This window comes from Micromonospora halotolerans (genome assembly GCF_032108445.1).
GTDB lineage: Bacteria > Actinomycetota > Actinomycetes > Mycobacteriales > Micromonosporaceae > Micromonospora > Micromonospora halotolerans.
In genome coordinates this window covers 5900474-5926265 of record NZ_CP134876.1, presented here as the reverse complement: position 1 = coordinate 5926265, position 25792 = coordinate 5900474, and the positions used below count along the sequence as shown (strand labels likewise).

Below are 25792 nucleotides of genomic sequence, written 5' to 3'. Positions count from 1 at the left end.
GATGACCACTTGCTTCCTTCCAGTTGCGCGGCCGGCCGCTCAGCGGCGGTCGACCGCCGGATCAGGGGTGCCGAGGGTGCTGCCCTCGACGAGTTGGCAGGGGAGAAGTCGCTGCTGGAGGCCGCCGGCGCTGCCGTCGATGACGCCGGTGAGCACCTCGACCGACTGCCGGCCCATCTCCTCGCGGGGGATGCGGAACCCGGTGAACACGATGTCGGTGGGGACGGGGACGGTCGGGTCGCCGAGGGTCACGATCGACAGGTCGCCGGGCACGGTGAGGCCGCGGCGGCGGGCAGCGGCCTCCAGTGCCACCGCCGTGGCGAAGTCCTCGACGAAGACGGCGCTGGTCCCGCCGGCCATCAGGGTGTCGACGGTCGTGTCGGCATCCCCGGCCGGCGCCGACAGCTGCCCGGCGCTCTCCGCGGTGGTCGCGGCGGAGCGGAACCCGCGGAACCGGTCCTCGGAGGATTCCGCGGTGGTGCCCATGCTCACGTAGGTCAGGCGCCGGTGTCCGTGCCGCAGCGCGGCCTCGACGAGCCGGGCCACCGCCTTGGCGTAGTCGGCGCCGACGTAGGGGACCGGGCCGCCGGCGTCGTCGCGGCGCCCGACGGCGACGTACGGGTATCCGTCAGCGTTGAGCCGCTGCAGCTCCGCGCCGTCGATCTCGCGCCCGAGCAGGATGCACCCGTCGGCCAGCCGCAGCCGGTTGTCCTGGTGGAAGATGCGCCGCCGGCCGTCCACGACCGGTGCGCTGGTGAACAGGAGCAGGTCGCAGCCGACCCGCTCGGCGTACTCCTCGATGCCGAGCAGGAAGGGGTGGAAGAAGTCCCGGCTGCCGCTGGGGAACGCGGGCTCGTACGTGAAGACGCCGATGATCCGGTTGAACCGCGAGGCGAGGCGGCGGGCTACGGGGTCGGCGGCGTACCCGGTCTCGGCGATGACGCGCAACACCCGGTCCCGGGTCTCCGGGGCGATGCGCACCTCGGCGTCGGTCCGGTTGTTGAGCACCAGCGACACGGTCGCCTGACTGACACCGGCCATCCGCGCGATGTCACGTTGGGTGACACGTCGGGGGGGAGCGGTCACGTCGTGTCCTTCCGGTGCGGCTAATGCGTATTAGCCTCGGCGTTGGGAAGGAGCCTGGCGGCTGGGCCGGCGTGTGTCAAGAGGTGAGCGCAAAGATTTCGTGGCGATGAACCCGCAGGAGTAATGCGCATTAGCGGACCGGCCGCCGGGCCGGTTGGTCGGTGGGCCGGGCGGATCGGCGCGGCGCCGGCCACCTCTTGACAGGAGCGCCGCCGAGCGAGCAACATTCGAGAAACATAGATGCTAATACGTATTAGCGCGGCGACGCCACGACGCGTCAGCCGGTCGATGTCCCCTGTGTTCTCACTGAGAGTCACCTTGCGCTGCTCGCGAACCGTCACCGCGTCCGATCGCACCGACCGAAGAGGAAGCCGCATGACCAAGCCATCCGTTCCGTCGTCTCGACGCGCCGCCCTGGCCACGGCCAGCGCCGGCCTGCTCGTCGCCGCCCTGGCCGGCGCCGCACCGGCCGCCGCGGATCCCGGCCTCGACTTCCCGCACTTCACCTACCAGGGCACCGCGTTCGACAAGAGCGCCCTCACCTACAACCCGACGAACGAGTTCATCTTCCCGAGCGTCATCCGGGCCGCCGACTACTTCGCCCACCCGCTGGGGACCTACTACCTGTACTACGCCCCGCACGAGCGGCCCGGCGGGATCGCCCTCGCCTACGCCGACTCGATCGACGGCCCGTGGACCGAGTACCAGGCCAACCCCCTGATCAGCAACACCTGGCTGCCGCACTACGCCACGGTCAGCCACATCTCCTCGCCGCACGCCGTGTGGATCGAGGGGGAGCGCAAGCTCTTCCTCTACTTCCACGGCGAGAACTCCATCACCCGGTACGCGACCTCCGACGACGGCATCCACTTCGACTACGGAGGCACCGCGGTCAGCCGGAACGAGACGACCGGCGGCGAGACCTCCTACGCCCGGGTGTTCGAGCAGTCCGTGCCCCGCCTGGGCACCCGGTACCTGATGCTCTTCATGGACAATCCCACGGCGGGGGCGCCCGGACCGACCGGGCCGGTGTCCCGGCGGATCCGGTGGGCGGTCTCCACCGACGCGCGGACCTGGTCGATGCAGCCCGAACCGATCGTGACCCCGCAGGGCATCGAGGGCCCGAACGCCTCGGGCCCGTTCTTCCTGCGCTGGAACGACCGCAACCTGGTGATCTACCACGCCGCCGACGGCAACATGCACGCCGTGGACGTCGGCGAGGACTTCGACCAGGAGGTCCACCTCGGCATCGTGCACGACTCGATGGCCGCCGCGCCCGACCTCGGCCGCTCGGCCGCGCCGACGTTCTACTTCGACGGCCGCACCGCGCACATGTACTACGAGGCCGGCGGTCGGCTCACCGCGACCATCGGGCACGCCACCGCCACCCTGGCGAACCCGTTGCCGGTGCGGCAGCTCGACTGTGCCGCGGACCGACCGGTCCTGTGGCCGCCGAACCACGAGCTGGTCGACGTCGACGTGACCGTGGACCTGCACGACGGTGTGCTCGGCCCGAACGCGTTCACCCTCACCGGCGTGACCGGGGGCGACGCCGCGGACGCCAGCGGCTTCGCCGTCGGCACGCCGGACACGAGCGGACAGCTGCGGGCCGAGCGGGCCGGCGACGGCGGGGACCGGGTGTACCAGCTCACGTACGCCGGCCACGACGAGATCGGGCGGCCGGTCGGCTGCACGGTCACCGTCACCGTCCCGCACGACCAGGGCAACTAGTCGCGCCCGGGCCGGTCGGCATCCATCGGTGCCGGCCGGCCCGGCGAGGCGCGACGGCGACTAGCCGGGCGGCAGCAGCTCGTCGAGCGGCACGTCGGGGTCGGCCAGCCGGTCGAGGTCGACCGGGTGCGCCGCGGCGACCAGCCGCCGGATCGACGGGACGACGTCCCACACGTTGACGTTCATGCCGGCGAGCACCCGCCCGCCGGCGGTCCAGAAGGCGATGAACTCGCGCTTGGCGACGTCGCCCCGGACGACGACCCGGTCGGACGCGCCGGACGGGGCGTGTCCGACGTACTCCATGCCGAGGTCGTACTGGTCGGTGTAGAAGTAGGGCAGGTTGTCGTAGCTGACCGGCCGCCCGAGCATGCCGCGGGCCGCCGCCGGCCCGCTGTGCAGTGCGTTGGCCCAGTGCTCGACGCGCAGGCGCCGGCGCAGCAGGGGATGGTAGGCGTTTGCGACGTCACCGGCGGCGTGGACGTCCGGGTCGGCGGTGCGCAGGGACGCGTCGACGTGGATTCCGTTTTCGACGGTGAGGCCGGCCGTCGTCGCCAACTCGGTGTTGGGCCGCACGCCCACGGCCACCACCACGGCGTCGGCGGGCAGTTCGGTGCCGTCGGCCAAGAGGACCGCCGAGACGCGACCGGCGCCGCGGATCTCGCGGACCTCGGCCTCGAAGTGGAAGGTGACGCCGTGGTCCCGGTGCAGGTTGGCGAACACCCGGGCGATCTCGTCGCCGAGCACCCGGTGCAACGGCAGCGCCGCGGTCTCGACCACGTCCACGGTGGCGCCGCGCTGCCGGGCGGCCGCGGCGACCTCCAGGCCGATCCAGCCCGCCCCGACGATCACGAGGTGCGCGCCGTCGACCAGCGCCGCGCCGATCCGCCGGCTGTCGGCGAGGGTACGCAGCCGCAGCACCCCGTCGAGGTCGACGCCGGGCGCCGCGAGGTCGCGGGGCGTGGCGCCGGTGGCCAGCAGCAGCTTGTCGTACCGGATGCGCTGGCCGTCGGCGAGCCGGACCTCCCGGGCGGAGCGGTCGACGGCGACGGCCCGGGCGGCCGTGCGCAGGTCGACGTCGTGCTCGGCGTACCACCCGGCCTCGTGCACGTACACGCTGTCGGGTTCGGCGCCACCGGTCAGCAGTCCCTTGGACAGTGGTGGCCGCTCGTACGGTCGCTCGGGCTCGTCGCCGATCACGACGACGCCGCCGTCGAAGCCCTCCTCCCGCAGCGTCTGCGCGGCCCGCGCGCCGGCGAGCCCGGCGCCCACGATCACGAACGTGTCGGTTGTCGACATCGGTCCAGCTCCTCTCGGGGTACGCGATTCAGCGGGGGCCGACCCCGGTCAGGGTGAAGAACTCGGCGCGTGAGCGGTGGTCCTCGCGCAGCGTGCCGAGCAGGGTGGAGGTGATGGTGCTGCTGCCGACGGCCCGGACGCCGCGCAGCGTCATGCAGAGGTGCTCGGCTTCGATGACGACGCCGACCCCGCGCGGGCGCAGGTGGCTGGTCAGCCAGTCGGCGATCTGCTTGGTGAGGCGCTCCTGGACCTGGGGGCCGTGGGCGAACAGCTCGACCACCCGGGCCAGTTTGGACAGTCCCAGGATGCGCTCGCCGGGCAGGTAGCCGACGTGCGCCACGCCGACGAACGGCAGCAGGTGGTGTTCGCAGACCGACCGGATCGGGATGGCCCGGGCCAGCACCAGCTCGTCGTAGCCCTCGTCGTTGTCGAAGGTGGTCAGCTGGAACTCGCGCGGGGTGAGCAGTTCGGCGTAGGCGCGGGCCATCCGGCCCGGGGTGTCGGCGAGCCCGTCGGCGGAGAGGTCGACGCCGAGCGCGGTCAGGAACTCCGCGGCCGCCCGTTCGGCGGCGGCCGGGTCGCGGCGGGGACGCTGGTGCTGCACCCGCAGGGCGGTGACACTCACCTCAGCGACCTCCGACGCCGAGGGCCGCGAGCGCGGCCAGGACCAGCGTGGCGACGGCGAACAGGCCGTGACCGACCACCACGGGTACGGGGAACCGGGACTCGGCGGTCCCGGAGCGGCGGGCGGGGATCCAGCGGGCCAGCATGGTGAACCCGAGCAGCGCCACCGGCAGGAGCGCCCCGAACGCGACCCAGGCGAGCACGTCGTTGTCGACGGCCAGGTAGGCGATCCACAGGATCAGCCCGATCGCGGCCAGCGCGGCGTGGCCGAACACCAGGCCCGGCGCCAGGCGGCTGCCGCTTCCCGGTCGGTGGCCGCCCCGGCTGATCCAGGTGCCGAGCATGACGAAGCCACCGGCGGCCGTGATCAGCCAGGTGACGAGTGCGGCGATGCCCATCAGGAGTTCTCCTTGTCTGTGCGGTGGTAGCCGTGCGCCTGGGTGGTCTCGTCGGCGACGCGCACGCCGTACCGGTAGGCCAGTTCGCCGCCGAGGTAACCGGCGACGGCCAGCCCGGCGAGGCTGACCGCCGAGAGCACGAGCGGCCCCGCGGCCACCGGACCCGGCGGGTCGTCGGCCCGGAGGGCGAAGTTCACCGCGTACGCGCCGGTGACCGCCAGGTTGATCGCCATGTGCGCGAGCGCGGTGCGGTGCGCGCGGGTGCCGGTGGGGATGGCGAACAGGTCCAGGAAGCCGGCGAGCGCGGCGGCGAGCGCGCCGAGGACGCCGAGGCCGATGAGCCACCGTGCGCCGTCGGCCAGGTCCGGTGACCCGGGTACGTAACGGGTGGCCAGGTCGAACGCGAAGCTGGCCACCCAGGCGCCGATCGGCACCGCCACCAGCGCGGGATGAAGCGGGTGGCCGTAGCGACCGGCCAGGTTGGTCACCGGGTGCTTGGCCTGATCCATGGGTCGCACGGGAACCCCCAGGTCTATTTTCACCAACGCTCATTGGTGATAGCGGTCATGCTGCCCCAGCGCGTCCGGAATTTCAATAGCCATCGTTGGTGATAACCTCGGGGCTGTGAGCACGGGGGAGCGCTGGAACGCGATGGCCGCGCTCGTCGACCGGTCCCGACGGGCGCTCTACGACTACGTGTGCCGGGCCGATCACCCCGTCACCCGCGAGGAGGCGGCCGAGGCGCACGGCATGTCCCGCAACCTCACCGCGTTCCACCTCGACAAGCTCGTCGAATCCGGGCTGCTGCGGACCCGCTACGAGACACCGGCCGACCAGCCCCGGGGCCGGGGCCGGACGCCGAAGGTCTACGAGGCGGCCGGCGACGGCGTGGCGATCACCGTTCCGGAGCGGCGTTACGAGCTCATCGCCGAGATCCTCGCCGACGCGGTCGCCGACGACCCCCACGACGCCCCCGAGGCGGCGCGGCGGCATGCCCGGCAACGCGGCCGGGACATCGGCGCCCGGGTACGCGACGCCGGCGAGGACCTCGTCGCCGTACTGGCCGGCCTCGGCTTCGAACCCGAGACGCTCGGCGACCAGGTGCTGCTGCGCAACTGCCCGTTCCACGCCCTGGCCAGCCGGCAGACCGCCCTGGTCTGCGGGCTCAACCACGCGTTCCTCACCGGCATGGTCGACGCTGCCGGCCGGGCCGACCTGCTGCCCCGGCTCGCACCACGCCCCGGCGCCTGCTGCGTCCGGTTGGACGCCGTCCCCGAGCGGTAGCTCCTGCGCGAAACGCCTGCCGCACGACCGAGGAAGGGCGGCCCCTCCGGTGTGTGGCCCGGCCAGCCGGGTACCCGCAGAACCCGTGAACCAGCTCAGGGGGAGGCGCGCATGAGCGACGCGACCGGGCATTCGGGCCGCGATGGGCGAAGCGGCAGCCCGACCGACCGTCTGGCGCAGGATGTGGCGGACGTCGTCCGCGAGGAGATCCGCGCCGTCCGCGGGCAGTTGACCGAGGCCGCCCGCCCGGCCGGGCTGGGCATCGCGCTGCTGGCTACCGCGGGCGGTTGCCTGGTCCTCGGCGCCGGTGCGGCCTCCACCACGGTCCTGCGCCTGCTGGAGTCCTTCCTGCCTCGCCGGCTGGCATCCGCGGGCCTCACCGCCGGCTACCTGGCCACCGCGGTGGTCCTCGGCGCGATGGGGCTGGAGCAACTGCGCGCGGCCGGTGGCAGTTCGGCCCGGCTCGCGGACGAGGTGCGGGACATGGTGTCCGCGACCGCCTCCCGGGTGGTCCCGGCCGGCACCGATGCCGCCCGTGACGAATGGGGCCGGTAACCCGGACGGGAAGGGAGCGATGTCATGCCGGACAAGCACGAGCAGGCCGAGGAGATGCGCGACGACGTGCCGTCGACCGTCGCGCGTTCGGACGACAAGGCGGTCCGCACGTACAAGAAGACGCTGGAGTCGGCCGAGGAGACCTACGGCGACGGGGAGCGGGCGCACCGCACGGCGTTCGCGTCGCTGAAGCACACCCACGAGAAGGTCGGCGACCACTGGGAGCCCAAGGAACACAAGGGGCCGTCAGACCCGCAGGCGGCGCTGGGCACCCCGGCCTCCCGCGACCGGGCCCGCCCGACCGCCCAGGGGGTCGACGCCAACGCCAGCACGGGGCACCTCGAAGAGGTGGCCCGCCGGGTGGGCATCGACGATCCGGAGCGCCTGGACAGAGACGAGCTGGTCCAGGCCATCGAGAAGGCCAACGCCCGGGCCACCGCCCGCGCCCGGCGGAGGTGACCGACGGCCCGCGGGCGCAGCCTGCCGGCGGCGGAGTGACCGCGTACGTCTGCGAGAAACATCGAGGCCCCCACAGAAGTGGATCTCTGCCGTAGGGTGCGCTGATGCGTCGCCACGTACCACTGACCCTGCTTCTCGCACCGCTGCTCGTCGCCGCGTGCACCACCGATCCGGCCGCCCCGGCCGCCGGCTCCGCCGCCCCCACGACCACGCCGAGCCCCACCGCCCCCGCCGTGGACTACACCGCCTGGCAGGCCGGGCGCTCGACCCCGGTCGCCGACAAGGTCTACCCGGCCCGGGGCACCGACGCCCTGGACGTCCTGCACTACGACCTGGCGCTGGACTGGGCGCCGGCGACCAGGACCCTCACGGGCACGGCCACCCTGCGGATCCGGCCCACCAAGGACGCTCCCGCCCTCGTCCTCGACTTCATGCCCTACCAGGTCGACGGGGTGACGCTGGACGACACGACGGTCACCGGCACCGTCGCCAAGGAGAAGCTGACCGTGACCGCGCCGGTCGTCGCCGACAAGCCGGTGACGCTGGTGGTCAAGTACCACGGCAAGCCGAAGACGACGCCGATGCCGTCGCACCGCAAGGACGTGGAGGACCTGGGCCTCACCGTCACGAAGGAGGGCGGCCTCTGGACGATGCAGGAGCCGTTCGGGGCGTTCACCTGGTACCCGGCCAACGACCAGCCGTCCGACGAGGCCCTCTACGACATCCGGGTGACCGTCCCGGCGGGCTGGTCCGCGATCGCCAGCGGCACCCCGGCCGGGCAGTCCGGGACCACGTTCACCTACCGCAGCGCCGACCCGGTCGCGACGTACCTGACCACCCTCGCGGTCGGGAAGTACCAGAAGCTGACCGCCAAGGGGCCGCGGGGCATTCCGCTGACCTTCTGGTACCGCAAGGGCGCCGACGACAAGCTGCTGCCGTACCTCAAGAAGTCCCCGCAGTATCTCACCTGGCTGGAGAAGAAGTTCGGTCCCTACCCGTTCCCGTCCGGTGGCGTCGTGGTGGTGGACTCGGCGTCCGGCATGGAGAGCCAGCAGATGATCACCATGGGCCGGAAGATCGAGAACACCAAGGCCCGCCGGGACCGCTGGGGAAGCGACCTGCTGCACGAGTACGCCCACCAGTGGTTCGGCAACTCCGTCACGCCGACCACCTGGACCGACCTGTGGCTCAACGAGGGCTGGGCCCAGTACGCCCAGGACCTGTACACCAAGGACACCCTGCACCTCAGCGACGCCAGCCTGGACCGGTACCTGCGGGACGCCGACACCGCCATGCGCAAGAAGCTCGGCCCGCCCGGCAAGCCCAACCCGAAGAACTTCGCCGAGGGCAACGTCTACCTCTGCCCGGAGGCCATGCTCCACGAGATCCACCGGAAGCTGGGCGACAAGGTGTTCTTCGCGCTGGCCCGCGCCTGGGTGCAGGAGCAGCGCAACACCCAGCAGGACCGGGCCTCGTTCATCGCCTTCGTCAACAAGCAGACCGGGCGCGACTTCACCAAGCTCATCAACACCTGGCTGGACTCGAAGACCACACCGAAGACCGTCGCCGTCGCGTGAAGCGGGCCGCCGCGGCGGCGCCCCGGCCGACAGGTGCCGGGGCGCCGCCGAGGCGGTGTCCGTCCGCGGCCGGCCCGCGTCAGGCGGCGCGGCCGGCCTTGAGCGCCGCCGCGGTGTCGACGACCCGGCGGGCCTGGTGACGCGCGGCTGCCAGGACCACGTCCCCGGGTGGGCCGTCGCCGGCCACGTGGGAGGTGCCGTAGGGATTGCCGCTCTGGAACTGGACGGGGTCGGTGTAGCCGGGGGGCACGATGATGCCGCCCCAGTGGTAGAACACGTTCCCCAGCGCCAGGATGGTCGACTCCTGCCCGCCGTGGGCGGTGTTGGAGGCCGTGAAGGCCGAGTAGACCTTGTCGGCGAGCCTGCCCTGGAACCACAGGCCGCCGGTGGTGTCGATGAACGCCTTGAGCTGGCTGGCCACGTTGCCGAAGCGGGTGGGGGTGCCGAACAGCACCGCGTCGGCCCAGGCCAGGTCGTCCGGGCTGGCCTCGGTGACGTCGGCGGTGTCGCGGATGTGCTGCGCCCACTCCGGCCGGGCGTCGACCGCCTCGGGCGGCGCCGTCTCGGCGACCTTGCGCAGTCGCACCTGTGCGCCGGTCTTCTCCGCGCCGTCGGCGGCGGCTCGCGCCAGCGCGTGCACGGTGCCGGTGGCGCTGTAGTAGATGACGGCGACCTTCACGGGTTCCATGATCGTTTCCTTGCCTCGCGGGATGGTCTCAGCGGTACGACGGACCGGCCCCGTGAAATGTGAGGTGACCCGCCGGCCTCACAGATCGGTGTGCCGTCTCGTCACACTGGCGAGGGCAGTTGCGACCGAGGGAGCCGGCGACACCATGACCACCCCATCCGAGCCAGGCCACGGCGGACCCGATCCGGGCTTCGGCGCGGTCGTGAGCGAGCGGCGGCGGCTGACCAACGTGGCGTACCGGCTTCTCGGCTCGCTGGCCGATGCCGAGGATGTCGTCCAGGAGACGTACGCCCGCTGGTACGTCCTGTCCCCGCGCGAGCGGGAAGCCATCGAGTCCCCGGGAGCCTGGCTCACGACGGTCGCCAGTCGCATCTGCCTCGACCTGCTGCGTTCGGCTCGGGTCCGGCGGGAGCGCTACGTGGGCGAGTGGATTCCGGAGCCGCTGCCCGATCGCGCGGAGTGGACCGGCGGGCGGTCGGACGGCGACACTGCCGACCCGGCCGACCGGGTCACCCTCGACGAGTCGGTCAACATGGCGTTCCTCGTCGTGCTCGAGTCGATGACCCCGGCCGAGCGCGTCGCGTTCGTCCTGCACGACGTCTTCCGCTACTCCTTCGGGGAGGTGGCCGAGATCGTCGGCCGTACCCCGGCGGCATGTCGGCAACTGGCCTCGTCGGCCCGCCGGCGCATCCGCGCGTCGCGGGCTCCCGCGACGCCGGTGGCGCGGCAGGCCGAGGTGGTCAGGGACTTCAAACAGGCGTGGGAGGCCAGGGACATCGCGGCCCTCATCGGCCTGCTCGACCCCGACGTCACGGCGATCGGCGACGGTGGCGGCCTGGTCAGTGCCGAACTCCACCCGATCCGGGGCGGCGAGCAGGTCGCCCGCGTGCTCGTCGACGTCACCGGCGGGGCACCTGACCTGAGGATCGTGGAGCGGACGGTCAACGGTCGGCCCGGCCTGGTGGCGCAGCTGGCCGGCGTCACGGTGACCGTGATGGCGTTCGACATGGCCGGCGACCGGATCACGCGGATCTGGGCGGTCCGCAACCCCGCGAAGCTCCGCCCATGGACGACGGGCTGACCCGAGGGCGGAGCGGGAGCTGAGTCCGGGTGAGCTTGCGAAAGCCGCCTACCCTGCGGCCATGACACGTCGAGCAGCGGCGGCCGCCGTCGCCGCGGGAGCCCTGCTTCTCCTGGGGTGCTCGGCCGGCGCGCGGACGGAGAACGGACCCGCCCCGGCGCCGACCGCCAGCGCGCACGCCACCGCCACCGCCACGGCGATCGAGCTGCTGAGGTCGGGCACGAAGTTCATCGATCAGACGAGCTTCCGCGCCGACGTCGACATCGCGAGCCAGATCACGACGCTGTCGCGCTACGACAACGTCCACAAGCGCGCCGTCGCCACGATCTCGGCGCTCGGTCGGGTCATCGAGATCCGGATGACCGGCGACGAGGTCTACCTGAGGACCGAGCTGGACCTGCCCGGTGTCGGCCACGAATGGCTGACCCTCGACCCAGCCCGGGTGCCGTCGGACTTCGCCCTCAGCTTCGCCCCGGGCAGGAACGACCCCGGCGGCTCGGCGCGCCTCATCGACGCGATCGTCACGGCCCGAGCAGACGGCCCGCACATCGCTGGGACGATCGACCTGACCAGGATCGGCAGCGGCAACGGGATCAACTTCCGCCCCGGTCCGGACGGCTTTCCCGACGGTGCGCGCAGCAACCCGTTCCAGGCCTCGCTCGATGCCGATGGCCGGCTGGTCAGTTTCTCGATCCCCGGCGCCAACGGCATGCCGAGCGCGTCCCTGCGCTACAGCGACTTCGGCGCGGACTTCGACGTCACGCGGCCGCCCGGAGCCCTCGCCGCCCCCGACGCCCTCTATCCCCAGCTCGGACTGGGCGGCTGAGACCGGTTGGCAGGTCGGATCGTCGGGGTGTTGTCCGGGTCGGACCCCGATGCGGCGCCCGCACGGCGCCGAGCATGATCACTTGGTGAAGCGTCGTGATCTTCTTGTGTTCGCCGGACTGGCCGCCCTCGCCGGATGCGGCAGCCAGGGCGCGGGTTCGAAGGGAAACTCCGGCGAGCTGACCTTTACCAACCGGCTGAGGGTGCCGCCGGTGCTGGATCCGGCCGTTGCCGCGGACGGCACCAAACAGTTTTCGCTGACGATGCGGGCCGGGCGGACGGAGGTGCTCCGGGGCAGGCCGACGCCGACGTGGGGTTTCAACGGCGCGTTCCTCGGCCCGACGATCCGCGCGACGCGTGGCGACCGTGTCGCGATGCGGGTGCACAACCAACTCGGTGAGCCGAGCACGGTCCACTGGCATGGCATGCGATTGCCCGCGGTGATGGACGGCGGCCCGCACCAGACAGTCCAGCCGGGCACCACCTGGCTTCCGCACTGGACGGTCGACCAGCCGGCGGCCACATCCTGGTACCACCCACATCTGCACGGCAGCACCGCAAAGCACGTGTACCGCGGACTGGCGGGTCTCTTCCTCGTCGATGACCCGGCGCCGGCCGCGCCGGACCTGCCCTCGACCTACGGGGTGGACGACATCCCGCTCATCCTCCAGGACAAGATCCTCGACGCGAACGGCGCGCTGCAGGAGGATCCCAAGCCGACATGGGGCCTCATCGGCGACCAGATCCTGGTCAACGGGGTCTACGACCCGTTCTTCGAGGTGACCACGACGCTGGTGCGGCTGCGCATCCTGAATGGCTCCAACGCGCGGATGTACAACGTCGAGTTCGTCGACCGGCGACGGTTCCACGTCATCGGCACCGACGCCGGCCTGTTGGCGGTGCCGGCCACGGTTGACCGCGTGCAGTTGAGCCCGGGGGAGCGGCTGGAGGTTCTGGTCGAGTTCGCCCCGCGCGACCAGGTCGTGCTGCGCAGCGTCGCCGGCGACAACGGCATCGACGGAGGGGACTACGACCTGGTGAAGTTCGTCGCGGCGGACCAGCTCAGGCCAGGGCCGTCGGTGCCGCGGCGGCTGTCCGCGAGCCCGCGCGTCGAGGCACCGGCCGGCGCTCGCGAGCGTAGGTTCCGGCTGAGCGGCAGCGACGAGATCAACGGGCGTGAGATGGAGATGACCCGGATCGACGAGGTGGTTCCGGCGGGAGCGACCGAGATCTGGCAGGTCCAGAACACCGTCTACGCCCACAACTTTCACATCCACGAGGTGGCATTCCGCATCCTGGACGTCGACGGGAGGCCGCCGCCGGCATACCTGCAGGGCCCGAAGGACACGGTCTTCATTCCCGCCAAGTCGACGGTGCGGCTCGCCGTGCAGTTCGGGCACCACACCGACCCGAGAACGCCCTACATGTACCACTGCCACATTCTCCGGCACGAGGACGAGGGCATGATGGGCCAGTTTGTGATCGTGGAGCCCGGGACCGAAGCGTCGGTGCGCCGCATACTGCCGCGCCACCATCATCATGGCTGAGCCGTCGTCGGCCGCCAGGGGACAACGCTACGGCGTCGGCGACTCACCCCGCCGGTTGGCGGCAACGGGCCAGCCGCACAGTCAGCCCACGGCCGACGTGCCGGTCCTTGTTTGCCTGATGAACCAGGCAAGTCTCCCTAGGCTTGCCTGGGGAGGGCGCCGCCGACAGATCTTGGAAAGGGGATCGTGTCATGACCGACGACCAGGTCACCCGCAACCTGAAGAGCATGGACGAACTCGACTTCAAGGGGTGGAACCCGGCGGACTGGAACGGCGTGTTCGCCCACCACCACACCGACGACGTACTCGTGGACCTGAAGGGGCAGCCGAAGACTCATGGCGTTCAGGAACACATCGATGCCATGAAAGCGTTCGCCCAGAGCACCGGCGGCAGTCCGGTCCAGATCAAGTCGCACCCCATCGGGTTCGGGTCGGGAGACTGGACCTGCGTGGTGGGTGAACTGGAAGACGGCAGCCGGATGGTGACGGTAGCAAAATGGCGCGACGGCGCCATCGCTGAGGAGTACATCTGGATGTAGGCGACGGGACACCGCCTCGGCCGTCGTTCCCGCGACACCCACGCCCGGGTGCCACAATCCCGGTATGCCGTCGGACGCCTGGGCCGCGTTGGCGAACCCGTTCGTGGAAGGTGCGTACGCCTCGGTCAAGGGGCGGGTGCGGACGTACGTCCTCCACGCCCAGCTGCTGCGGCACCTTCCCGAACCGCCGGCGAGCGTCCTCGACGTCGGCGGGGGCGCGGCCCACCAGTCGTTGCCGCTGGCCCGACTCGGGTACGACGTGACCGTCCTGGACCCGTCGCCGGCCATGCTCGCCAAGGCCGAGCAGCGGCTCAGGGACGAGCCGGACGACGTCCGGCGGCGGGTCCGGCTGGTCGAGGCGCCCGGCGAGCAGGCCGAGGCGGCGACCGGTGGGCAGCGGTTCAGCGCGGTGCTCTGCCACGGCGTGCTGATGTACCTCGAACGACCCGAGCCGCTGGTCTCCGCGCTGTGCCGCTGCACGGCACCCGGAGGTGTCGTCTCGGTCATGGCGCTCAACGCCCGCACGCTGGCCGTCCGTCCGGCCCTCGACCACCGCTGGGCCGACGCCCTGGCCGCGTTCGACGCCGCGGGCGAGGTCGGGGTGCTCGGCGTCGACACCCGTGCCGACACCGTCGAGGGCCTGTCCGACCTCCTGCGGCAGGGCGGGGTGGACCCGGAGGACTGGTACGGCGTCTGGCTGTTCTCGGACTGGCTGGACCTGCCGGCCGACGGTACGGATGTGGCGGCCGTGGCCGCCGTCGAGTTCGAAGCGAGCGTCCGGGACCCGTACCGGCAGCTCAGCCGTGTGTTCCACCTGACCGGCCGGGCGCGGGCGCTGGCGGGCGGCGATAAAGCCTGACTAAAGTCAGGAATATGAACTCGGAGCTCATCGCCACCGTGCGGCGGTTCAACCGGACGGTCACCCAACGGGTGGGCGCGCTCGACGATCAGTACATGTCCCGCGACCGGCCCCTCGCGCAGGCGCGGCTGCTGTGGGAGATCGGCCCCGACGGCGCCGAGGTCGCGGCGTTGCGGGCCCGGCTCGGTCTGGACTCCGGGTACCTCAGCCGGCTCCTGCGCACCCTGGAGGGTGACGGGCTCGTGCGCGTCGGCCCGGCGGGCCGGGCCGGCGGCGACGCTCGGGTGCGTGTCGCCGTCCTCACCGAGGCCGGGCGGTCGGAGTGGGTCGAGCTGGACGAGCGGTCCGACGAGCTGGCCCGGTCCATCCTCGAACCGCTCAGCGACCAGCGCCGCGAGCGCCTGGTCGCGGCGATGGCCGAGGTGGAGCGGCTGCTCGTCGGCTCCATGGTGGTCGTCGAGCCGTGCCCACCGGGAGATCCCCAGGCCCGCGCCTGCGTGCGGGCCTACGCCCACGAGGTCGCGCAGCGCTTCGACGACGGATTCGACCCGGCCCGGAGCAAGCCGGTCCGCGACGAGGAGCTCATCCCACCCGCCGGCGTGTTCCTGCTCGCCACGCTCAACGGCGAGCCCGTCGGCTGCGGCGCGGTGAAGCTCCACGCGGACGCGCCCGCGGAGATCAAGCGCGTCTGGGTGGCCGACGGCGTCCGGGGGCTCGGCGTCGGGCGGCGCCTGCTGGAGCAGTTGGAGCGGTACGCCGCCGAGCGCGGCTGGACCGCCGTCCGGCTGGACACCAACCGCAACCTGACCGAGGCGATCGCCCTGTACCGCTCGGCCGGCTACCGGGAGGTCGCGCCGTACAACGACGAGCCCTACGCGCACCACTGGTTCGAGAAGGCCCTGGCGCCCGTGACGTGACGGGCGCTCATACCGGCGCGGTACGACCCGAAGAGTATGGCCAATAAATCCATTGATTTCAATATGATGTCCGCATTCTCGAATCAGGTGTGCCCACGAGGCGCGCCGGTCCTGATGCGGAGGAATTCATGGTTCGCTGGCGCACCCTCACCGGCCTGTTGGCCGCCGCGTTGGCCGCGGTGACCGCGGGCAGCCTCACGCTCGCCGCACCCGCCGTCGCCGATCCCACGCCGATCACGCCGAACGTCGTCGGCGGCACCCGCGCGGCACAGGGCGAATTTCCGTTCATGGTGCGGCTCTCGATGGGCTGCGGCGGCGCGCTGTACAGCCCCCGCCTGGTGCTCACCGCCGCGCACTGCGTCGGGCGTACGGGCACCAACACCAGCATCACGGCGACCCTGGGCGTGGTCGACCTCCAGTCGTCCAGCCGGATCACCGTGCGCTCGAACTACGTCTACCGGGCCCCCGGCTACAACGGCAGCGGCAAGGACTGGGCGCTGATCCGCCTGGCCACCCCGGTCAGCGGGCTGAGCACCCTGAAGATCGCCAACACCACGGCCTACGACAACGGCACGTTCACCGTCGCCGGCTGGGGCGCGGCGACCGAGGGCGGTGGGCAGCAGCGGTACCTGCTCAAGGCCACCGTGCCGTTCGTCAGCGACGCCACCTGCAACGCCAACTACGGCGGCGACCTCATCCCCGCCGAGGAGATCTGCGCCGGGTACGCCAGCGGCGGCGTGGACACCTGCCAGGGTGACTCGGGCGGGCCGATGTTCCGTCGCGACGCCTCGAATGCCTGGATCCAGGTGGGCATCGTCAGCTGGGGCAACGGCTGCGCCCGTCCCAACTACCCGGGCGTCTACACCCAGGTGAGCTACTTCTCCTCGGCCATCGCCTCGGCCGCGGCGAGCCTCGGCGGCTGACCGCACGACCTGACGGGCGGCCCGGCTGGTCGTGCGCCGGGCCGCCCTCGCGTGCGGGCTCGGGTCAGGCGTAGAGCGGCTTGCCCGTCTCCAGCAGCGTCTTCAGGTCGCTGAGGATCTCGGCCCAGCCGCCACCGGCGCTCTCGACCTCGCCGTTGACCTGCGCCATGGTCTGCGGCGCGTCGCCCAGCTCGTGCGTCACGGTCAGCGAGGTGACGCCGTTGCCGCGCTCCGCGATCTCGTAGGTCAACCTGGTGGCCGGCTCGTCCAGCCAGGTCGGCCGCCAGGTCTGCACCAGCCGGACCGGCGGGTCCACCTCGATCACCTCGCCCTCCACGGGCACCTCGGGCATGCCGGCCTCCCGGTGCTCAGGGATGGCCAGGGCCCGGTACCGGCCGCCCGGCCGCAGGTCGTATTCGGCGAGGCCCTGGTAGCCGTACTGCCGGGTCCACTCCGGCTTGGTGATCGCGTCCCAGATCGCCTGCGGGGTGGCCTTGATGTAGACCCGGTAGACCTTGGTCGTCCCGGCCGTCGTGGTGGTCATGGCTTCTCCTTCGGGTTGTCGCGTTCGAGTTCCGCCTTGAGTTCGAGCAGTGTCGCGGTGTGGTGCGCGGTGTACTTGTCGATCCACCGGTCGTGGATCAGCCGGATCGGCACCGGGTTGAGGAAGTGCAACTTCTCCCGGCCCTGCCGTCGGGTGACCACGAGACCGGCGTCCTCCAGCAGGCGCAGGTGCTTCATGACACCGAAGCGGGTCATCGCCAGCTCCGACTCCAGCTCCGTCAACGTCTGGCCGTCGCGGACGAAGAGGCGGTCGAGCAGGGCGCGTCGGGTCGGGTCGGCGAGCGCCTTGAACACCAGATCGTCGTCGTCGCTCACGAGACGAGAATAGGTGACCAGATGGTCACATGTCAACGGTGACGGTCGTACCGGCCTTCTAGGCTCGGCTGGTGACCGTGCACGAGTTGTCCCGCGGCGACGCGCGCCGCCTCGCGGTGCGCGCCCAGCTGCTGACCGCGGACCGCCCCAGCGGGATGGTCGACGTGGTCCGCCGGCTGACGCTGCTGCAGAACGACCCGACGTCCGCCGTGGCGCCCAGCGCCGACCTGGTCCTGTGGAGCCGCCTCGGCTCCTCGTACGCTCCGGCGCAGCTGCGTGACGCCCTCGACGAGCAGACCCTGCTGGAGCTGCACGGCATGATCCGCCCACCGGAGGACCTCGCGCTCTACCGGGCGGAGATGGCCGAGTGGCCCGGCCGTCCGCCGCTGCGCGACTGGCAGGAGGGCCTGCGGGACTGGGTGGACGCCAACCGGGGCTGCCGGCTGGACATCCTCGCGAGGCTCCGCGCCGACGGCCCGCTGCCGGCGCGCGAGCTGCCGGACACCTGCGACGTCCCCTGGCGTTCCAGCGGCTGGACCAACGACCGCAACGTCCGCAAGATGATCGACTTTCTGGTCCAGCGGGGCGAGGTCGCGGCCGCCGGCCGGCGCGGCGCCGACCGGCTGTGGGACCTCGCCGAACGGGTCTACCCCGACGAGGTGGTGCCCTACGAGGAGGCGCGGCGGATCCGGGGCGAGCGGCGGCTGCGCGCGCTCGGCATCGCGCGCGCCCGGGCTCCGGAGAGCCCGGGGGAGCCCAACGACGTGGGGGCGGCCGGCGAGCCCGCGGTGGTCGAGGGCGTGAAGGGCCAGTGGCGGGTCGACCCCGAGCTGTTGGACCAGACGTTCACCGGCCGCGCCGCGTTGCTGTCCCCGCTGGACCGGCTCGTCTACGACCGCCGGCGGCTGACCGAGCTGTTCGAGTACGACTACCAGCTGGAGATGTACAAGCCGGCCGCCAAGCGCCGCTGGGGCTACTGGGCGCTGCCGATCCTGTACGGGGACCGGCTGGTCGGCAAGCTCGACGCCACCGCCGACCGCCGGGCCGGCGTGCTCCGGGTGGACGCGATCCACGAGGACGTCCCGTTCACCAGGGCCATGACGACCGCGGTGCGGCACGAGATCGAGGACCTGGCGGACTGGCTCGGCCTGACCCTGGCCCTGGCGTCCTGACCCCTGCTCCCCGGGACGTCCGGGTCGACGCGCCGGCGGTCAGACCCGGTCGGCGACCAGCACCCGGCTGTGGCGGAGCGACCTGGCACGGGACACCGGCAGGGCGAGCGTCCGCGCCGTGTCGAGCAGGCTCTCCTCTCGGGTGACGCGGTAGCCGTGCCGGGTGAGCAGGGCGGACATGGCGGCGGGCGTCCAGGTGGAGCGCCACGGCTCGTTCGCCCAGACGCTCGACCGGCCGGTGGAGGCCGTCAGCAGCCGAGCGACCACCCGGCCCAGGACGGCCGAGACGGCGGGGCTCTGATAGTTGACGACCAGGCGACTGCCCGGGGCGGAACAGGCGGCGAGTTCGGCGACCGTGGCGGCCACCTCTGCTGTCGTCAGGTACGGCACGACGCCCTCCCAGAGCCACGTCGTGGCGACGTCGGCCCGGTGCCCGTGCGCCGCCAGGGTCCCGGCCAGCCGGTCGCGGCCAAAGTCCACCGGGACGAACGTGGGCGGCGGGCCGGGCAGGCCCGCGGCGCGTTCGCGCTTGTCCTGCTGGGTGGCCGGCTGGTCGACCTCGAAGACCGTCACCCCGGCGAGTTCCGGCATCCGCCAGGCGCGGCCGTCCAGTCCGGCGCCGAGGACCACCAGCTGCGGAGACCGGTGAGCGCGGATCGCGTCGTCGATGGCGATCGTGCGGGGCGCCATCAGCTCGGCGGTGGCGCGTACCGTCTCGTAGTCGAGCCGCTGCTGCCACGCCTGGGGTGGGGCACCGGCGCGGACCCACTGGACCGTCTCCCGCTCGTCGGGACGCAGCAGGGGCAGGGCGGTCGGATCCGCGAAGCGGCCGGGAGCGACGAGCCCGTCCGCCGCGGCGCGACCCTGGCACACCAGCACCGCCGTGCGGCTCGCCCGGGGCGTTCTCGACATCGGGTCCTTCTCTCGCGCGAAGAGGTCGGCTCCGCGGCCGACGGTAACGTCCGGCACGGCCCGCCGCCGCTGACATTTGTCACGGGCGCGGCCGTCCGTCCCTGCGGCACCGTCAGCCGTCGATCCGGGTGATGTTGCGGATCTTGTTGGCGGCGTCCAGGGCCGCCACCTTGTACGCCTCGGCCAGCGTCGGGTAGTTGAACACCGCGTCCACCAGGTAGTCGACGGTGCCCCCGCAGCCCATCACCGCCTGCCCGACGTGGACGATCTCGGTGGCCCCGGTGCCGAACACGTGCACGCCGAGCAGCCGCCCGTCCTCGGGCGAGACGAGCAGCTTCAACATGCCGTACGAGTCGCCCACGATCTGGCCGCGGGCCAGCTCGCGGTAGCGGGCGATGCCCACCTCGAACGGGGTCGAGCTGTCGGTCAGCTCCTCCTCGGTCCGCCCAACGAAGCTGATCTCCGGGATCGTGTAGATGCCGATCGGTTGCAGCTCGGGCATGGCGCGCACCGGCTCGCCGCAGGCGTGCTGCGCGGCCAGCCGACCCTGCTCCATCGAGGTGGACGCCAGCGCCGGGAAACCCTGACGTCGCCGACCGCGTAGATGTTGTCGACCGCCGTGCGGTAGGTCGCGTCGACCTGGATCCGGCCCCGGTGGTCCGCCGCCAGCCCGGCCGCCCCCAGCGCCAGGTCGTCGGTCTGGCCCTGGCGGCCGGCCGAGTACATGACCGTGTCGGCGACGATCTTCTTGCCGCTCTTCAGGACGCACAGCGCAGCGGTCCGGTGCTTCTCCACCGCGGCGACCTCCTCGCCGAAGCGGAACGTCACGGACAGGTCCCGCAGGTGGTACTTGAGCGACTCGACGATCTCCTCGTCGCAGAAGTCGAGCATCCGGTCGCGGCGCTCCACGACGGTCACCTTGGTGCCGAGCGCGGCGAACAGGGACGCGTACTCCATGCCGATCACGCCGGCGCCGACCACGACCATGCTGCGGGGTACGGCCTGGAGGTTGATGACCCCGTCGGAGTCCACGATGGTCCGGTCGTCGAAGTCGACGCTGTCCGGGCGGGCCGGCCGGGTGCCGGCGGCGATGACGATCTTGTCGAAGGTGACCCGGGACTCCCGGCCGGAGCCGCCGTCGACCCAGACCGCGTGCGCGTCGGCGAACCGGCCCGTGCCGGTGATCATCGCGACCCGGTTGCGGGCCAACTGGTTGCGGATGACATCCGTCTGCCGGCTGATCACGTGCTGGGTCTGGGCGGCCAGGTCGCTGACCGTGATCTCGTCCTTGACCCGGTAGCTGCTGCCGTAGAGGTCGCGCTGGCTCAGGCCCGTGAGGTAGAGGACGGCCTCGCGCAGCGTCTTCGACGGGACGGTGCCGGTGTTGATGCACACTCCGCCGATCATGTCGCGGCGGTCCACGATGCCGACCCGCCGGCCCAGCTTGGCCGCGGCGATCGCGGCCTTCTGACCGCTCGGTCCGGAGCCCAGCACCAGCAGGTCGTAGTCGTACACAGTCGTCAGCCTGGCAGCATGTGCCGGCCCGCGCCAGGGCTGCTCGACGGCTGTCCCGGGCCCGACGGCTCGGCCGGCCGGTCGACCAGCGCGGCCAGCTTCTTCGGGGCCAGGACGCAGTAGCTCTCGGTGAGCAGGTCGCCGACCTCGTCCCAGTCGGTCCCGTCGTCGAGCACCATGCCGACGACGTCGGCGCCCCAGTCGGGCTTGTAGAACGGGAGCCCGCCGGCGAGCAGCCCGGCGATCTCGTCGCCGGGGGAGCGGAACGTGAGCACGCAGACGGGCTCGTCGCCGGCGCCGGCGCGGGCGGCCTGGTGGTCGGAGTCGACGGTGAGCACGTGGGCGAAGGTCCGCTTGCGGATCCGCCACCGGGTGCCCACCCACGCCGGTTCCTCGTAGGTCTCGGGCAGGCCGAGACAGACGGGCCGGAGCCGATCGAGGATCTCGGGTGGGACGTCGCCGCGATCGGTCACGTGCGGGACGCTACGCCGCCCCTCCGACAGTTCCGCGCGATCGCCGTGCCCGACGGGTCGCCGGCGCGGACGGTGGGTGCCGGACACCGGGGCCGACGATCGGCGGGCTCCTGTCGAACCGGACGTCGGCCCCGGTGTCCGGCGGCACCTGGTGGGTCAGAACCGCAGCCTGCGCAGGTAGCGGTAACCGACCTCGGCGGTCTGCTGCGGCGTCACGTCCGGCGTGTCGTTCTCGACGATGTACTCCAGCACCGAGTGCTCCCGGAAGACCCGGGCGAAGTCGATGGTCCCGGCGCCCAGGTCGGCCATGTCGCCGGTGGACCCGTCGCGGTCCTTGACGTGGAACTGCAGGACGCGCTGCGGCGCCGAGCGGATGACGTCGAGCGTGAAGCCCTCGGGGTCGGCGACCCCGTCGCCGGAGGTGATGCCGCCGGTGACCGCCCAGTAGAGGTCGACCTCCAGATGGACGAGCCGGGGGTCGAGTTCCCCGGTCAGCACGTCCCAGGGGCGCCGGCCGTTGCCCAGGTCGATGGTGAACTCGTGGGCGTGGTTGTGGTAGCCGTAGCGCAGGCCGGCCGCCCGCGCCGCGGCGGCCTCCACGTTCATCTGCTCGGCCCAACGCTTCCAGTCGTCCGCGTTCTCGGAGTACAGGTACGGCACCACCAGGAACTGCTGCCCCAGGGTGACCGCGTTCTCGATCTTCTGCTCCAGCTCGGCGGGACTGGCGCTGAGCCCGTCGTGGCTCGAGCTGGCCCGGATGCCGATGCCGTCGAGGAACCGGCGCAGCTGGGCGGCGGTGTGGCCGAAGTAGCCGAGCGCCAGCTCCACGCGCGGGTACCCGATCCGGGCGAGGTGGGCGAGGGTGGCGTCGTAGCCGGGCGGGCCCGACAGGGCGTCGCGCACCGTCCACAGCTGGATGCTGATCAGGCCCGGCGGCACGTGGCGCCGCCCGGTCTGGTGACCGGTGGCCGTCGCGGCCGTCGCGCCGACGCCGGACGACGCGAGCCCGATGCCGGCGAGGGCGGCCAGCGAGCCGCGCAGCAGGCTGCGCCGGTCGACGGAGCGCCGCAGTGCGGCCATCCCATCGTGTCCGTAACACATGGCGTCTCCTTCTCGAGGGTTACGCGCATCGTGTACGTGGCCGACGCTACAAAAGGGACATGGGAATGTCCATAGCTTTCATTGACGGCGGCGATACTTTCGTCCCGGCGCGACGAAAGTGGTTCGGGTCAGTCCAGCACCTCGACGGCGTCACCGACGCTGACCGTACGACCGTCGCGGGAGGACCCGCCCGGTTCGGCCCGCACCACCATCTGCAGCCCGAAGAGAAGCTTCTGGCCGACGTTCCGCCGGGCGGCGAGCATCGGGAGCGGCTCCCGCCCCCGCTCCCCGGTCTCCTGGTCGATCGTCGCCACCAGACAGCGGTCACACTCGTTGACGCCGTGGAACACCGCCCCGCCGATCCTGATCCGCCGGCCCACCCACCCGGCCTCGGCCCACGGCGCGGCGCCGCTGACCACCAGGTTGGGACGGAACCGGCTCATCGGCAGCGGACCCTCGGGGCTGCCCGACTCCAGCAGCCAGCCGTTGAACGCGTCCAGCGACGCGGCGTTGGCCAGCAGCAGCGGGGTGCCGTCGGCGAAGCTCAGCTCGGCGCCGGACCCGGCCGGAACCGGCCAGGGAACGCGGTTGCCGGTGGGGTCGCCGAGCCAGACCAGCCGGGCGGCGCGCCCCAGCAGCCGGTGGAGCCAGTCGTCCGCCGCGGGGCCGGCGGCGCGCGCCGGCGCGGGTGGCCGCCCCCGGAACACCCGGACCCGGATCGCCTCGCCGCCGACCGGTTCGGCCAGCTCGAGCGGGGACAGCCCCGGCGCGTCCAGGATCAGCCCACCCGGCCGGGACACCGCCCGCACCGTCACCAGTTCCCGGTGCTCGCGCTGGGTCAGGCCGACCCCGTGCTCGTCCACGATCAGCCAGCGCCGGTCGCCGTCCAGGCCCCACGGCTCGACCCGCGCCGTGTCGCGGTCCATCCGGCGGCACCCCTTCACGGGGTACGTGTGAAGCGAGGCGACCCGCATCCGGCCAGGATGGCACGACGCGGCGTCAGGCCGCTACGGCCAACCGTCCCGCTCATCGGATCGGCGATTCAGGCCCCGGCCAGCTGGTCGCGGCGACGGACGAGGTACGCCGTCTCGGCGGTGTTGCCGGCCAGCCCGATGGCCCGGTCGTACGCGGCCCGCGACTCCTCGCTGCGGCCCAGCCGGCGCAGGAGGTCCGCCCGGGTGGCGTGGAAGGCGTGGTAGCCCTCCAGCGGCAGACCGTCCACCTCCGCCAGGGCGACCTCCGGGCCGTCGAGCTCCGCGACCGCGATCGCCCGGTTGAGCCGCACGATCGGCGAGGGGTCGAGGCGGACCAACCGGTTGTAGAGCGCGACGACCTGCGACCAGTCGGTGTCGCGGACGTCGCGGGCGTCGGTGTGGACGGCGTTGATCGCGGCGAGGATCTGGTAGCGCCCCGGCGCCTGGCCGGAGGCGAGGCGCGCGCGGACCAGGGCGTGGCCCTCGGCGATCAGCTCGCGGTCCCAGGCGCCGCGGTCCTGTTCGGCGAGGGTGACGAGCTCACCGCTCGCCGACACCCGAGCGGCCCGCCGGGCCTCCGTGAGGAGCATCAGCGCCAGGAGGCCGGCGACCTCGCCGTCCGCCGGCATGAGGGCACGGACGAGTCGGGTCAGCCGGATCGCCTCGGCGGTCAGGTCGGCGCGGACCGCCTCCTTCCCGGGGTCCGAGGCCAGGTAGCCCTCGTTGAAGATCAGGTAGAGGACGGCGAGCACCCCGGTGACCCGGGCCGGGAGGTCCTCACGCAACGGCACGCCGTAGGGGATCCTCGCCGCCTTGATCTTCGCCTTCGCGCGGGTGATCCGCCGGCTCATGGCGGTCTCCTGGACCAGGAACGCGCGGGCAATCTCGGGCACGGTGAGCCCGCCGACCATCCGCAGGGTCAGCGCGATCCGTACCTCCATGGCGAGAGCGGGATGGCAGCAGGTGAAGACGAGGCGGAGCCGATCGTCGTCGATGGCGCCGAGCGGCTCGGCGGCGGCGGACAGCATCAGCGCCTCCCTGTGCTTCTCCTCGCGCCTGACCTCGCGCCGGAGCCGGTCGATGGCCTTGCGATGCGCGGTGGTGGTGAGCCACGCGCCCGGAACCGGCGGGACCCCGTCGACCGGCCAGCGCTCGACGGCGGTCGCGAACGCCTCGGCGGCCATCTCCTCGGCGATGTCGAGGTCACCGAAGCGTCCGGCCAGGGACGCGACCAGCCGGGCCCACTCCGCGCGATGGACCCGGGTGATCAGCTCGCCGACGTCGCTCATCAACCCAGGAACGGCCGGAGCTCGACCCGCCGGTTGCAGTGCCTGGATCCCAGGGCGGCGAGCCGGAGCGCCAGGTCGAGGTGGGGGGCGTCGATGATCCAGAAACCGATGACGTGTTCCTTCGACTCCACATAGGGCCCGTCGGTGAAGACCGGCTCCGCGTGCCGGCCGTCGACGACGGTGGCCGTGCCGGGCGCCGCGAGCCCGCCGGCGAAGACCCAGTGGCCGTCGGCCTGGAGCTGCGTGTTGAAGGCGTCGATCGCGGCCATCTCCTCCGCGGTGGCGAGGTCGGTCGTGTCGTGGAGCACGGAAATCAGGTACTGCGCCATCGGGGTCATCTCCTGTCGTCCTGCGTCCGCCCGTCGGGGCGCCTCACACCCCTGCTACGAACGCCGCCGCCTCGATCCGACACTCTTCGCCGAGAATCCTGCCGGACCCCGGCTGCGCACGGGTGGTCTCCGGTGTCACGCCGGAGGCGTCTCGCCCGTGCTGGTCAACGGAGTGCCATCCATGGCCGTGTCGGTCAGGGTCATCCGCAGACGCACGTTGATCTCGGTCCTGCTGTGCGGCCAACGGGTGAGCTGGAACAGGATGAACCCGCTCCGCTGCTGCCCGCGCACCATCTCACCCATCGGGCGGCTGTCGATCCCCTCGAAGAGCCAGGCGTACACACCCGGCAGGTCTTCCTCCCGCCAGCCCGACAGGTCGGCCGCGTGCGCTGCCAGGGCGAGCTTCTCCGCCAGGTACGGCGGGTCGGCGACGCTCCGGAATTCGATGTCCAGGCGGTCGAACCGGTGTCCCTCGCCGAACTGCCAGTGCGCGGCGACCTGGCTGATGCCCTGCGCCACCGGCCGGGCCTCCAGTATCCACCCGTACTCGTCCAGGAACGGGGCGTGCCGCTCCAGCCACATCCGCTCATCCGCCCGCCGCACCACCCAGGGGAGCGGGATCTCGGCGAATTCCGGCCACTCGACCTCGGGGCAGTCCCAAGCGCCGATCCACGACCTGACCTTCTCCCGGTTGGCGAGGAATCTCGCCCTGAGCGCGGCGACGTCCGGTCGCTCCGATCGGCGAAACATCACGCTGCC

Annotated in this window: 30 protein-coding genes; 13 read left to right on the top strand and 17 right to left on the bottom strand. The window is 72.1% G+C overall.

The window, feature by feature from the left end; all coding sequences use genetic code 11:
* Positions 1 to 39: 39 nt before the first annotated feature.
* Complete coding sequence (locus RMN56_RS27980) at positions 40 to 1086, bottom strand: LacI family DNA-binding transcriptional regulator (protein WP_313720662.1); 1047 nt, start codon at positions 1084 to 1086, stop codon at positions 40 to 42.
* A gap of 375 nt (positions 1087 to 1461) precedes the next feature.
* Between RMN56_RS27980 and RMN56_RS27975 the strand changes: the two genes are divergently transcribed.
* Positions 1462 to 2817: a glycoside hydrolase family protein gene (locus tag RMN56_RS27975; protein ID WP_313720660.1), complete on the top strand. Its 1356-nt coding sequence runs from the start codon at positions 1462 to 1464 to the stop codon at positions 2815 to 2817.
* A 60-nt stretch (positions 2818 to 2877) separates the two neighbouring features.
* Here the strand turns inward: RMN56_RS27975 and RMN56_RS27970 are convergent, their stop codons facing one another.
* From RMN56_RS27970 to RMN56_RS27955, 4 genes are read right to left on the bottom strand one after another with little or no spacing between them, the layout of a single operon-like run.
* Positions 2878 to 4113: an NAD(P)/FAD-dependent oxidoreductase gene (locus tag RMN56_RS27970; protein ID WP_313720659.1), complete on the bottom strand. Its 1236-nt coding sequence runs from the start codon at positions 4111 to 4113 to the stop codon at positions 2878 to 2880.
* 28 nt (positions 4114 to 4141) lie between these two features.
* A complete protein-coding gene (gene folE, locus RMN56_RS27965; RefSeq protein WP_313720657.1) occupies positions 4142 to 4738 on the bottom strand; it encodes a GTP cyclohydrolase I FolE in 597 nt (198 codons plus the stop codon).
* A gap of 1 nt (position 4739) precedes the next feature.
* Entirely contained in the window at positions 4740 to 5135 is a 396-nt protein-coding gene (locus RMN56_RS27960) for a hypothetical protein (protein WP_313720656.1), read from the bottom strand.
* Positions 5135 to 5644: a DUF2231 domain-containing protein gene (locus RMN56_RS27955; RefSeq protein ID WP_313720654.1), complete on the bottom strand. Its 510-nt coding sequence runs from the start codon at positions 5642 to 5644 to the stop codon at positions 5135 to 5137. Before RMN56_RS27955 ends, RMN56_RS27960 begins: the two co-directional genes overlap by 1 nt.
* 115 nt (positions 5645 to 5759) lie before the next feature.
* Between RMN56_RS27955 and RMN56_RS27950 the strand changes: the two genes are divergently transcribed.
* From RMN56_RS27950 to RMN56_RS27935, 4 genes are all read left to right on the top strand, one after another.
* Complete coding sequence (locus tag RMN56_RS27950) at positions 5760 to 6419, top strand: helix-turn-helix transcriptional regulator (protein WP_313720653.1); 660 nt, start codon at positions 5760 to 5762, stop codon at positions 6417 to 6419.
* Positions 6420 to 6530: 111 nt separating this feature from the next.
* On the top strand, positions 6531 to 6974 hold the full coding sequence (locus RMN56_RS27945; RefSeq protein WP_313720652.1) for a phage holin family protein: 444 nt from the start codon (positions 6531 to 6533) through the stop codon (positions 6972 to 6974).
* A gap of 24 nt (positions 6975 to 6998) precedes the next feature.
* Positions 6999 to 7433, top strand: a complete 435-nt coding sequence (locus RMN56_RS27940; protein WP_313720651.1) for a ChaB family protein — start codon at positions 6999 to 7001, stop codon at positions 7431 to 7433.
* 104 nt (positions 7434 to 7537) lie between these two features.
* A complete protein-coding gene (locus tag RMN56_RS27935) occupies positions 7538 to 9010 on the top strand; it encodes a M1 family metallopeptidase (protein ID WP_313720650.1) in 1473 nt (490 codons plus the stop codon).
* 79 nt (positions 9011 to 9089) lie between these two features.
* On the opposite strand, the gene wrbA is transcribed toward RMN56_RS27935, so the two are convergent.
* The gene (gene wrbA / locus RMN56_RS27930) at positions 9090 to 9701 is read right to left on the bottom strand and encodes an NAD(P)H:quinone oxidoreductase (RefSeq protein ID WP_376787339.1); all 612 of its coding nucleotides are present in this window, start codon (positions 9699 to 9701) and stop codon (positions 9090 to 9092) included.
* Between the two features lie 142 nt (positions 9702 to 9843).
* Between wrbA and sigJ the strand changes: the two genes are divergently transcribed.
* The 7 genes from sigJ to RMN56_RS27895 all read left to right on the top strand — a co-directional run bounded on the left by sigJ (position 9844) and on the right by RMN56_RS27895 (position 16389).
* Positions 9844 to 10779 (top strand): RNA polymerase sigma factor SigJ, encoded by a 936-nt coding sequence (gene sigJ / locus RMN56_RS27925; protein WP_313720646.1) that lies wholly within the window; start codon positions 9844 to 9846, stop codon positions 10777 to 10779.
* A 61-nt stretch (positions 10780 to 10840) separates the two neighbouring features.
* Positions 10841 to 11605, top strand: coding sequence for a hypothetical protein (locus RMN56_RS27920; protein WP_313720644.1), 765 nt, complete (start codon positions 10841 to 10843; stop codon positions 11603 to 11605).
* A gap of 85 nt (positions 11606 to 11690) precedes the next feature.
* Positions 11691 to 13151 (top strand): multicopper oxidase family protein, encoded by a 1461-nt coding sequence (locus RMN56_RS27915; RefSeq protein WP_313720642.1) that lies wholly within the window; start codon positions 11691 to 11693, stop codon positions 13149 to 13151.
* Between the two features lie 191 nt (positions 13152 to 13342).
* Complete coding sequence (locus tag RMN56_RS27910) at positions 13343 to 13690, top strand: hypothetical protein (protein ID WP_313720641.1); 348 nt, start codon at positions 13343 to 13345, stop codon at positions 13688 to 13690.
* Between the two features lie 64 nt (positions 13691 to 13754).
* Positions 13755 to 14549, top strand: coding sequence for a class I SAM-dependent methyltransferase (locus tag RMN56_RS27905; protein WP_313720639.1), 795 nt, complete (start codon positions 13755 to 13757; stop codon positions 14547 to 14549).
* 14 nt (positions 14550 to 14563) lie between these two features.
* Positions 14564 to 15466 (top strand): GNAT family N-acetyltransferase, encoded by a 903-nt coding sequence (locus RMN56_RS27900; RefSeq protein WP_313720638.1) that lies wholly within the window; start codon positions 14564 to 14566, stop codon positions 15464 to 15466.
* A 128-nt stretch (positions 15467 to 15594) separates the two neighbouring features.
* Positions 15595 to 16389, top strand: a complete 795-nt coding sequence (locus tag RMN56_RS27895) for a S1 family peptidase (RefSeq protein ID WP_313720637.1) — start codon at positions 15595 to 15597, stop codon at positions 16387 to 16389.
* A 64-nt stretch (positions 16390 to 16453) separates the two neighbouring features.
* Here RMN56_RS27895 and RMN56_RS27890 read toward each other — a convergent pair whose 3' ends face one another.
* Together RMN56_RS27890 and RMN56_RS27885 are read right to left on the bottom strand one after the other, a co-directional pair.
* Entirely contained in the window at positions 16454 to 16933 is a 480-nt protein-coding gene (locus tag RMN56_RS27890; RefSeq protein ID WP_313720636.1) for an SRPBCC family protein, read from the bottom strand.
* Complete coding sequence (locus tag RMN56_RS27885; RefSeq protein ID WP_313720635.1) at positions 16930 to 17268, bottom strand: ArsR/SmtB family transcription factor; 339 nt, start codon at positions 17266 to 17268, stop codon at positions 16930 to 16932. Before RMN56_RS27885 ends, RMN56_RS27890 begins: the two co-directional genes overlap by 4 nt.
* Positions 17269 to 17339: 71 nt before the next feature.
* On the opposite strand from RMN56_RS27885, the gene RMN56_RS27880 reads away from it, so the two are divergent.
* Positions 17340 to 18440 carry a DNA glycosylase AlkZ-like family protein gene (locus RMN56_RS27880; protein WP_313720634.1) on the top strand — a complete coding sequence of 367 codons (1101 nt, stop codon included), beginning with the start codon at positions 17340 to 17342 and terminating at the stop codon, positions 18438 to 18440.
* A 39-nt stretch (positions 18441 to 18479) separates the two neighbouring features.
* On the opposite strand, the gene RMN56_RS27875 is transcribed toward RMN56_RS27880, so the two are convergent.
* The 9 genes from RMN56_RS27875 to RMN56_RS27835 all read right to left on the bottom strand — a co-directional run bounded on the left by RMN56_RS27875 (position 18480) and on the right by RMN56_RS27835 (position 25783).
* Positions 18480 to 19352, bottom strand: a complete 873-nt coding sequence (locus tag RMN56_RS27875) for a class I SAM-dependent methyltransferase (RefSeq protein WP_313720633.1) — start codon at positions 19350 to 19352, stop codon at positions 18480 to 18482.
* Between the two features lie 112 nt (positions 19353 to 19464).
* Positions 19465 to 19854 (bottom strand): oxidoreductase dimerization domain-containing protein, encoded by a 390-nt coding sequence (locus RMN56_RS27870; protein WP_313720632.1) that lies wholly within the window; start codon positions 19852 to 19854, stop codon positions 19465 to 19467.
* Entirely contained in the window at positions 19779 to 20867 is a 1089-nt protein-coding gene (locus tag RMN56_RS27865; RefSeq protein WP_313720631.1) for an FAD-dependent oxidoreductase, read from the bottom strand. The genes RMN56_RS27870 and RMN56_RS27865 overlap by 76 nt, the downstream gene beginning before the upstream one ends.
* Positions 20868 to 20872: 5 nt before the next feature.
* Positions 20873 to 21340, bottom strand: coding sequence for an MmcQ/YjbR family DNA-binding protein (locus RMN56_RS27860; RefSeq protein WP_313720630.1), 468 nt, complete (start codon positions 21338 to 21340; stop codon positions 20873 to 20875).
* 156 nt (positions 21341 to 21496) lie between these two features.
* On the bottom strand, positions 21497 to 22441 hold the full coding sequence (locus tag RMN56_RS27855) for a sugar phosphate isomerase/epimerase family protein (RefSeq protein WP_313720629.1): 945 nt from the start codon (positions 22439 to 22441) through the stop codon (positions 21497 to 21499).
* A 128-nt stretch (positions 22442 to 22569) separates the two neighbouring features.
* Entirely contained in the window at positions 22570 to 23415 is an 846-nt protein-coding gene (locus RMN56_RS27850; protein WP_313720628.1) for an MOSC domain-containing protein, read from the bottom strand.
* A 68-nt stretch (positions 23416 to 23483) separates the two neighbouring features.
* Positions 23484 to 24704 (bottom strand): RNA polymerase sigma factor, encoded by a 1221-nt coding sequence (locus RMN56_RS27845; protein WP_313720627.1) that lies wholly within the window; start codon positions 24702 to 24704, stop codon positions 23484 to 23486.
* Complete coding sequence (locus RMN56_RS27840) at positions 24704 to 25033, bottom strand: YciI family protein (RefSeq protein WP_313720626.1); 330 nt, start codon at positions 25031 to 25033, stop codon at positions 24704 to 24706. The genes RMN56_RS27845 and RMN56_RS27840 overlap by 1 nt, the downstream gene beginning before the upstream one ends.
* Before the next feature lie 135 nt (positions 25034 to 25168).
* Complete coding sequence (locus RMN56_RS27835; protein WP_313720625.1) at positions 25169 to 25783, bottom strand: hypothetical protein; 615 nt, start codon at positions 25781 to 25783, stop codon at positions 25169 to 25171.
* Positions 25784 to 25792 lie beyond the last annotated feature (9 nt).

Bases quoted from the DNA above. Each gene is read 5' to 3' on its own strand.
- RMN56_RS27935 (WP_313720650.1), top strand. From the start codon at position 7,538: ATGCGTCGCCACGTACCACTGACCCTGCTTCTCGCACCGCTGCTCGTC.
- sigJ (WP_313720646.1), top strand. From the start codon at position 9,844: ATGACCACCCCATCCGAGCCAGGCCACGGCGGACCCGATCCGGGCTTC.
- RMN56_RS27940 (WP_313720651.1), top strand. From the start codon at position 6,999: ATGCCGGACAAGCACGAGCAGGCCGAGGAGATGCGCGACGACGTGCCG.
- RMN56_RS27900 (WP_313720638.1), top strand. From the start codon at position 14,564: ATGAACTCGGAGCTCATCGCCACCGTGCGGCGGTTCAACCGGACGGTC.
- RMN56_RS27945 (WP_313720652.1), top strand. From the start codon at position 6,531: ATGAGCGACGCGACCGGGCATTCGGGCCGCGATGGGCGAAGCGGCAGC.
- RMN56_RS27970 (WP_313720659.1), bottom strand. From the start codon at position 4,113: ATGTCGACAACCGACACGTTCGTGATCGTGGGCGCCGGGCTCGCCGGC.
- RMN56_RS27840 (WP_313720626.1), bottom strand. From the start codon at position 25,033: ATGGCGCAGTACCTGATTTCCGTGCTCCACGACACGACCGACCTCGCC.
- RMN56_RS27870 (WP_313720632.1), bottom strand. From the start codon at position 19,854: ATGCCCGAGCTGCAACCGATCGGCATCTACACGATCCCGGAGATCAGC.
- RMN56_RS27955 (WP_313720654.1), bottom strand. From the start codon at position 5,644: ATGGATCAGGCCAAGCACCCGGTGACCAACCTGGCCGGTCGCTACGGC.
- RMN56_RS27855 (WP_313720629.1), bottom strand. From the start codon at position 22,441: ATGTGTTACGGACACGATGGGATGGCCGCACTGCGGCGCTCCGTCGAC.
- RMN56_RS27845 (WP_313720627.1), bottom strand. From the start codon at position 24,704: ATGAGCGACGTCGGCGAGCTGATCACCCGGGTCCATCGCGCGGAGTGG.
- RMN56_RS27920 (WP_313720644.1), top strand. From the start codon at position 10,841: ATGACACGTCGAGCAGCGGCGGCCGCCGTCGCCGCGGGAGCCCTGCTT.
- RMN56_RS27890 (WP_313720636.1), bottom strand. From the start codon at position 16,933: ATGACCACCACGACGGCCGGGACGACCAAGGTCTACCGGGTCTACATC.
- RMN56_RS27895 (WP_313720637.1), top strand. From the start codon at position 15,595: ATGGTTCGCTGGCGCACCCTCACCGGCCTGTTGGCCGCCGCGTTGGCC.
- RMN56_RS27850 (WP_313720628.1), bottom strand. From the start codon at position 23,415: ATGCGGGTCGCCTCGCTTCACACGTACCCCGTGAAGGGGTGCCGCCGG.
- RMN56_RS27975 (WP_313720660.1), top strand. From the start codon at position 1,462: ATGACCAAGCCATCCGTTCCGTCGTCTCGACGCGCCGCCCTGGCCACG.
- RMN56_RS27875 (WP_313720633.1), bottom strand. From the start codon at position 19,352: ATGTCGAGAACGCCCCGGGCGAGCCGCACGGCGGTGCTGGTGTGCCAG.
- RMN56_RS27910 (WP_313720641.1), top strand. From the start codon at position 13,343: ATGACCGACGACCAGGTCACCCGCAACCTGAAGAGCATGGACGAACTC.
- RMN56_RS27905 (WP_313720639.1), top strand. From the start codon at position 13,755: ATGCCGTCGGACGCCTGGGCCGCGTTGGCGAACCCGTTCGTGGAAGGT.
- RMN56_RS27835 (WP_313720625.1), bottom strand. From the start codon at position 25,783: ATGTTTCGCCGATCGGAGCGACCGGACGTCGCCGCGCTCAGGGCGAGA.
- RMN56_RS27960 (WP_313720656.1), bottom strand. From the start codon at position 5,135: ATGGGCATCGCCGCACTCGTCACCTGGCTGATCACGGCCGCCGGTGGC.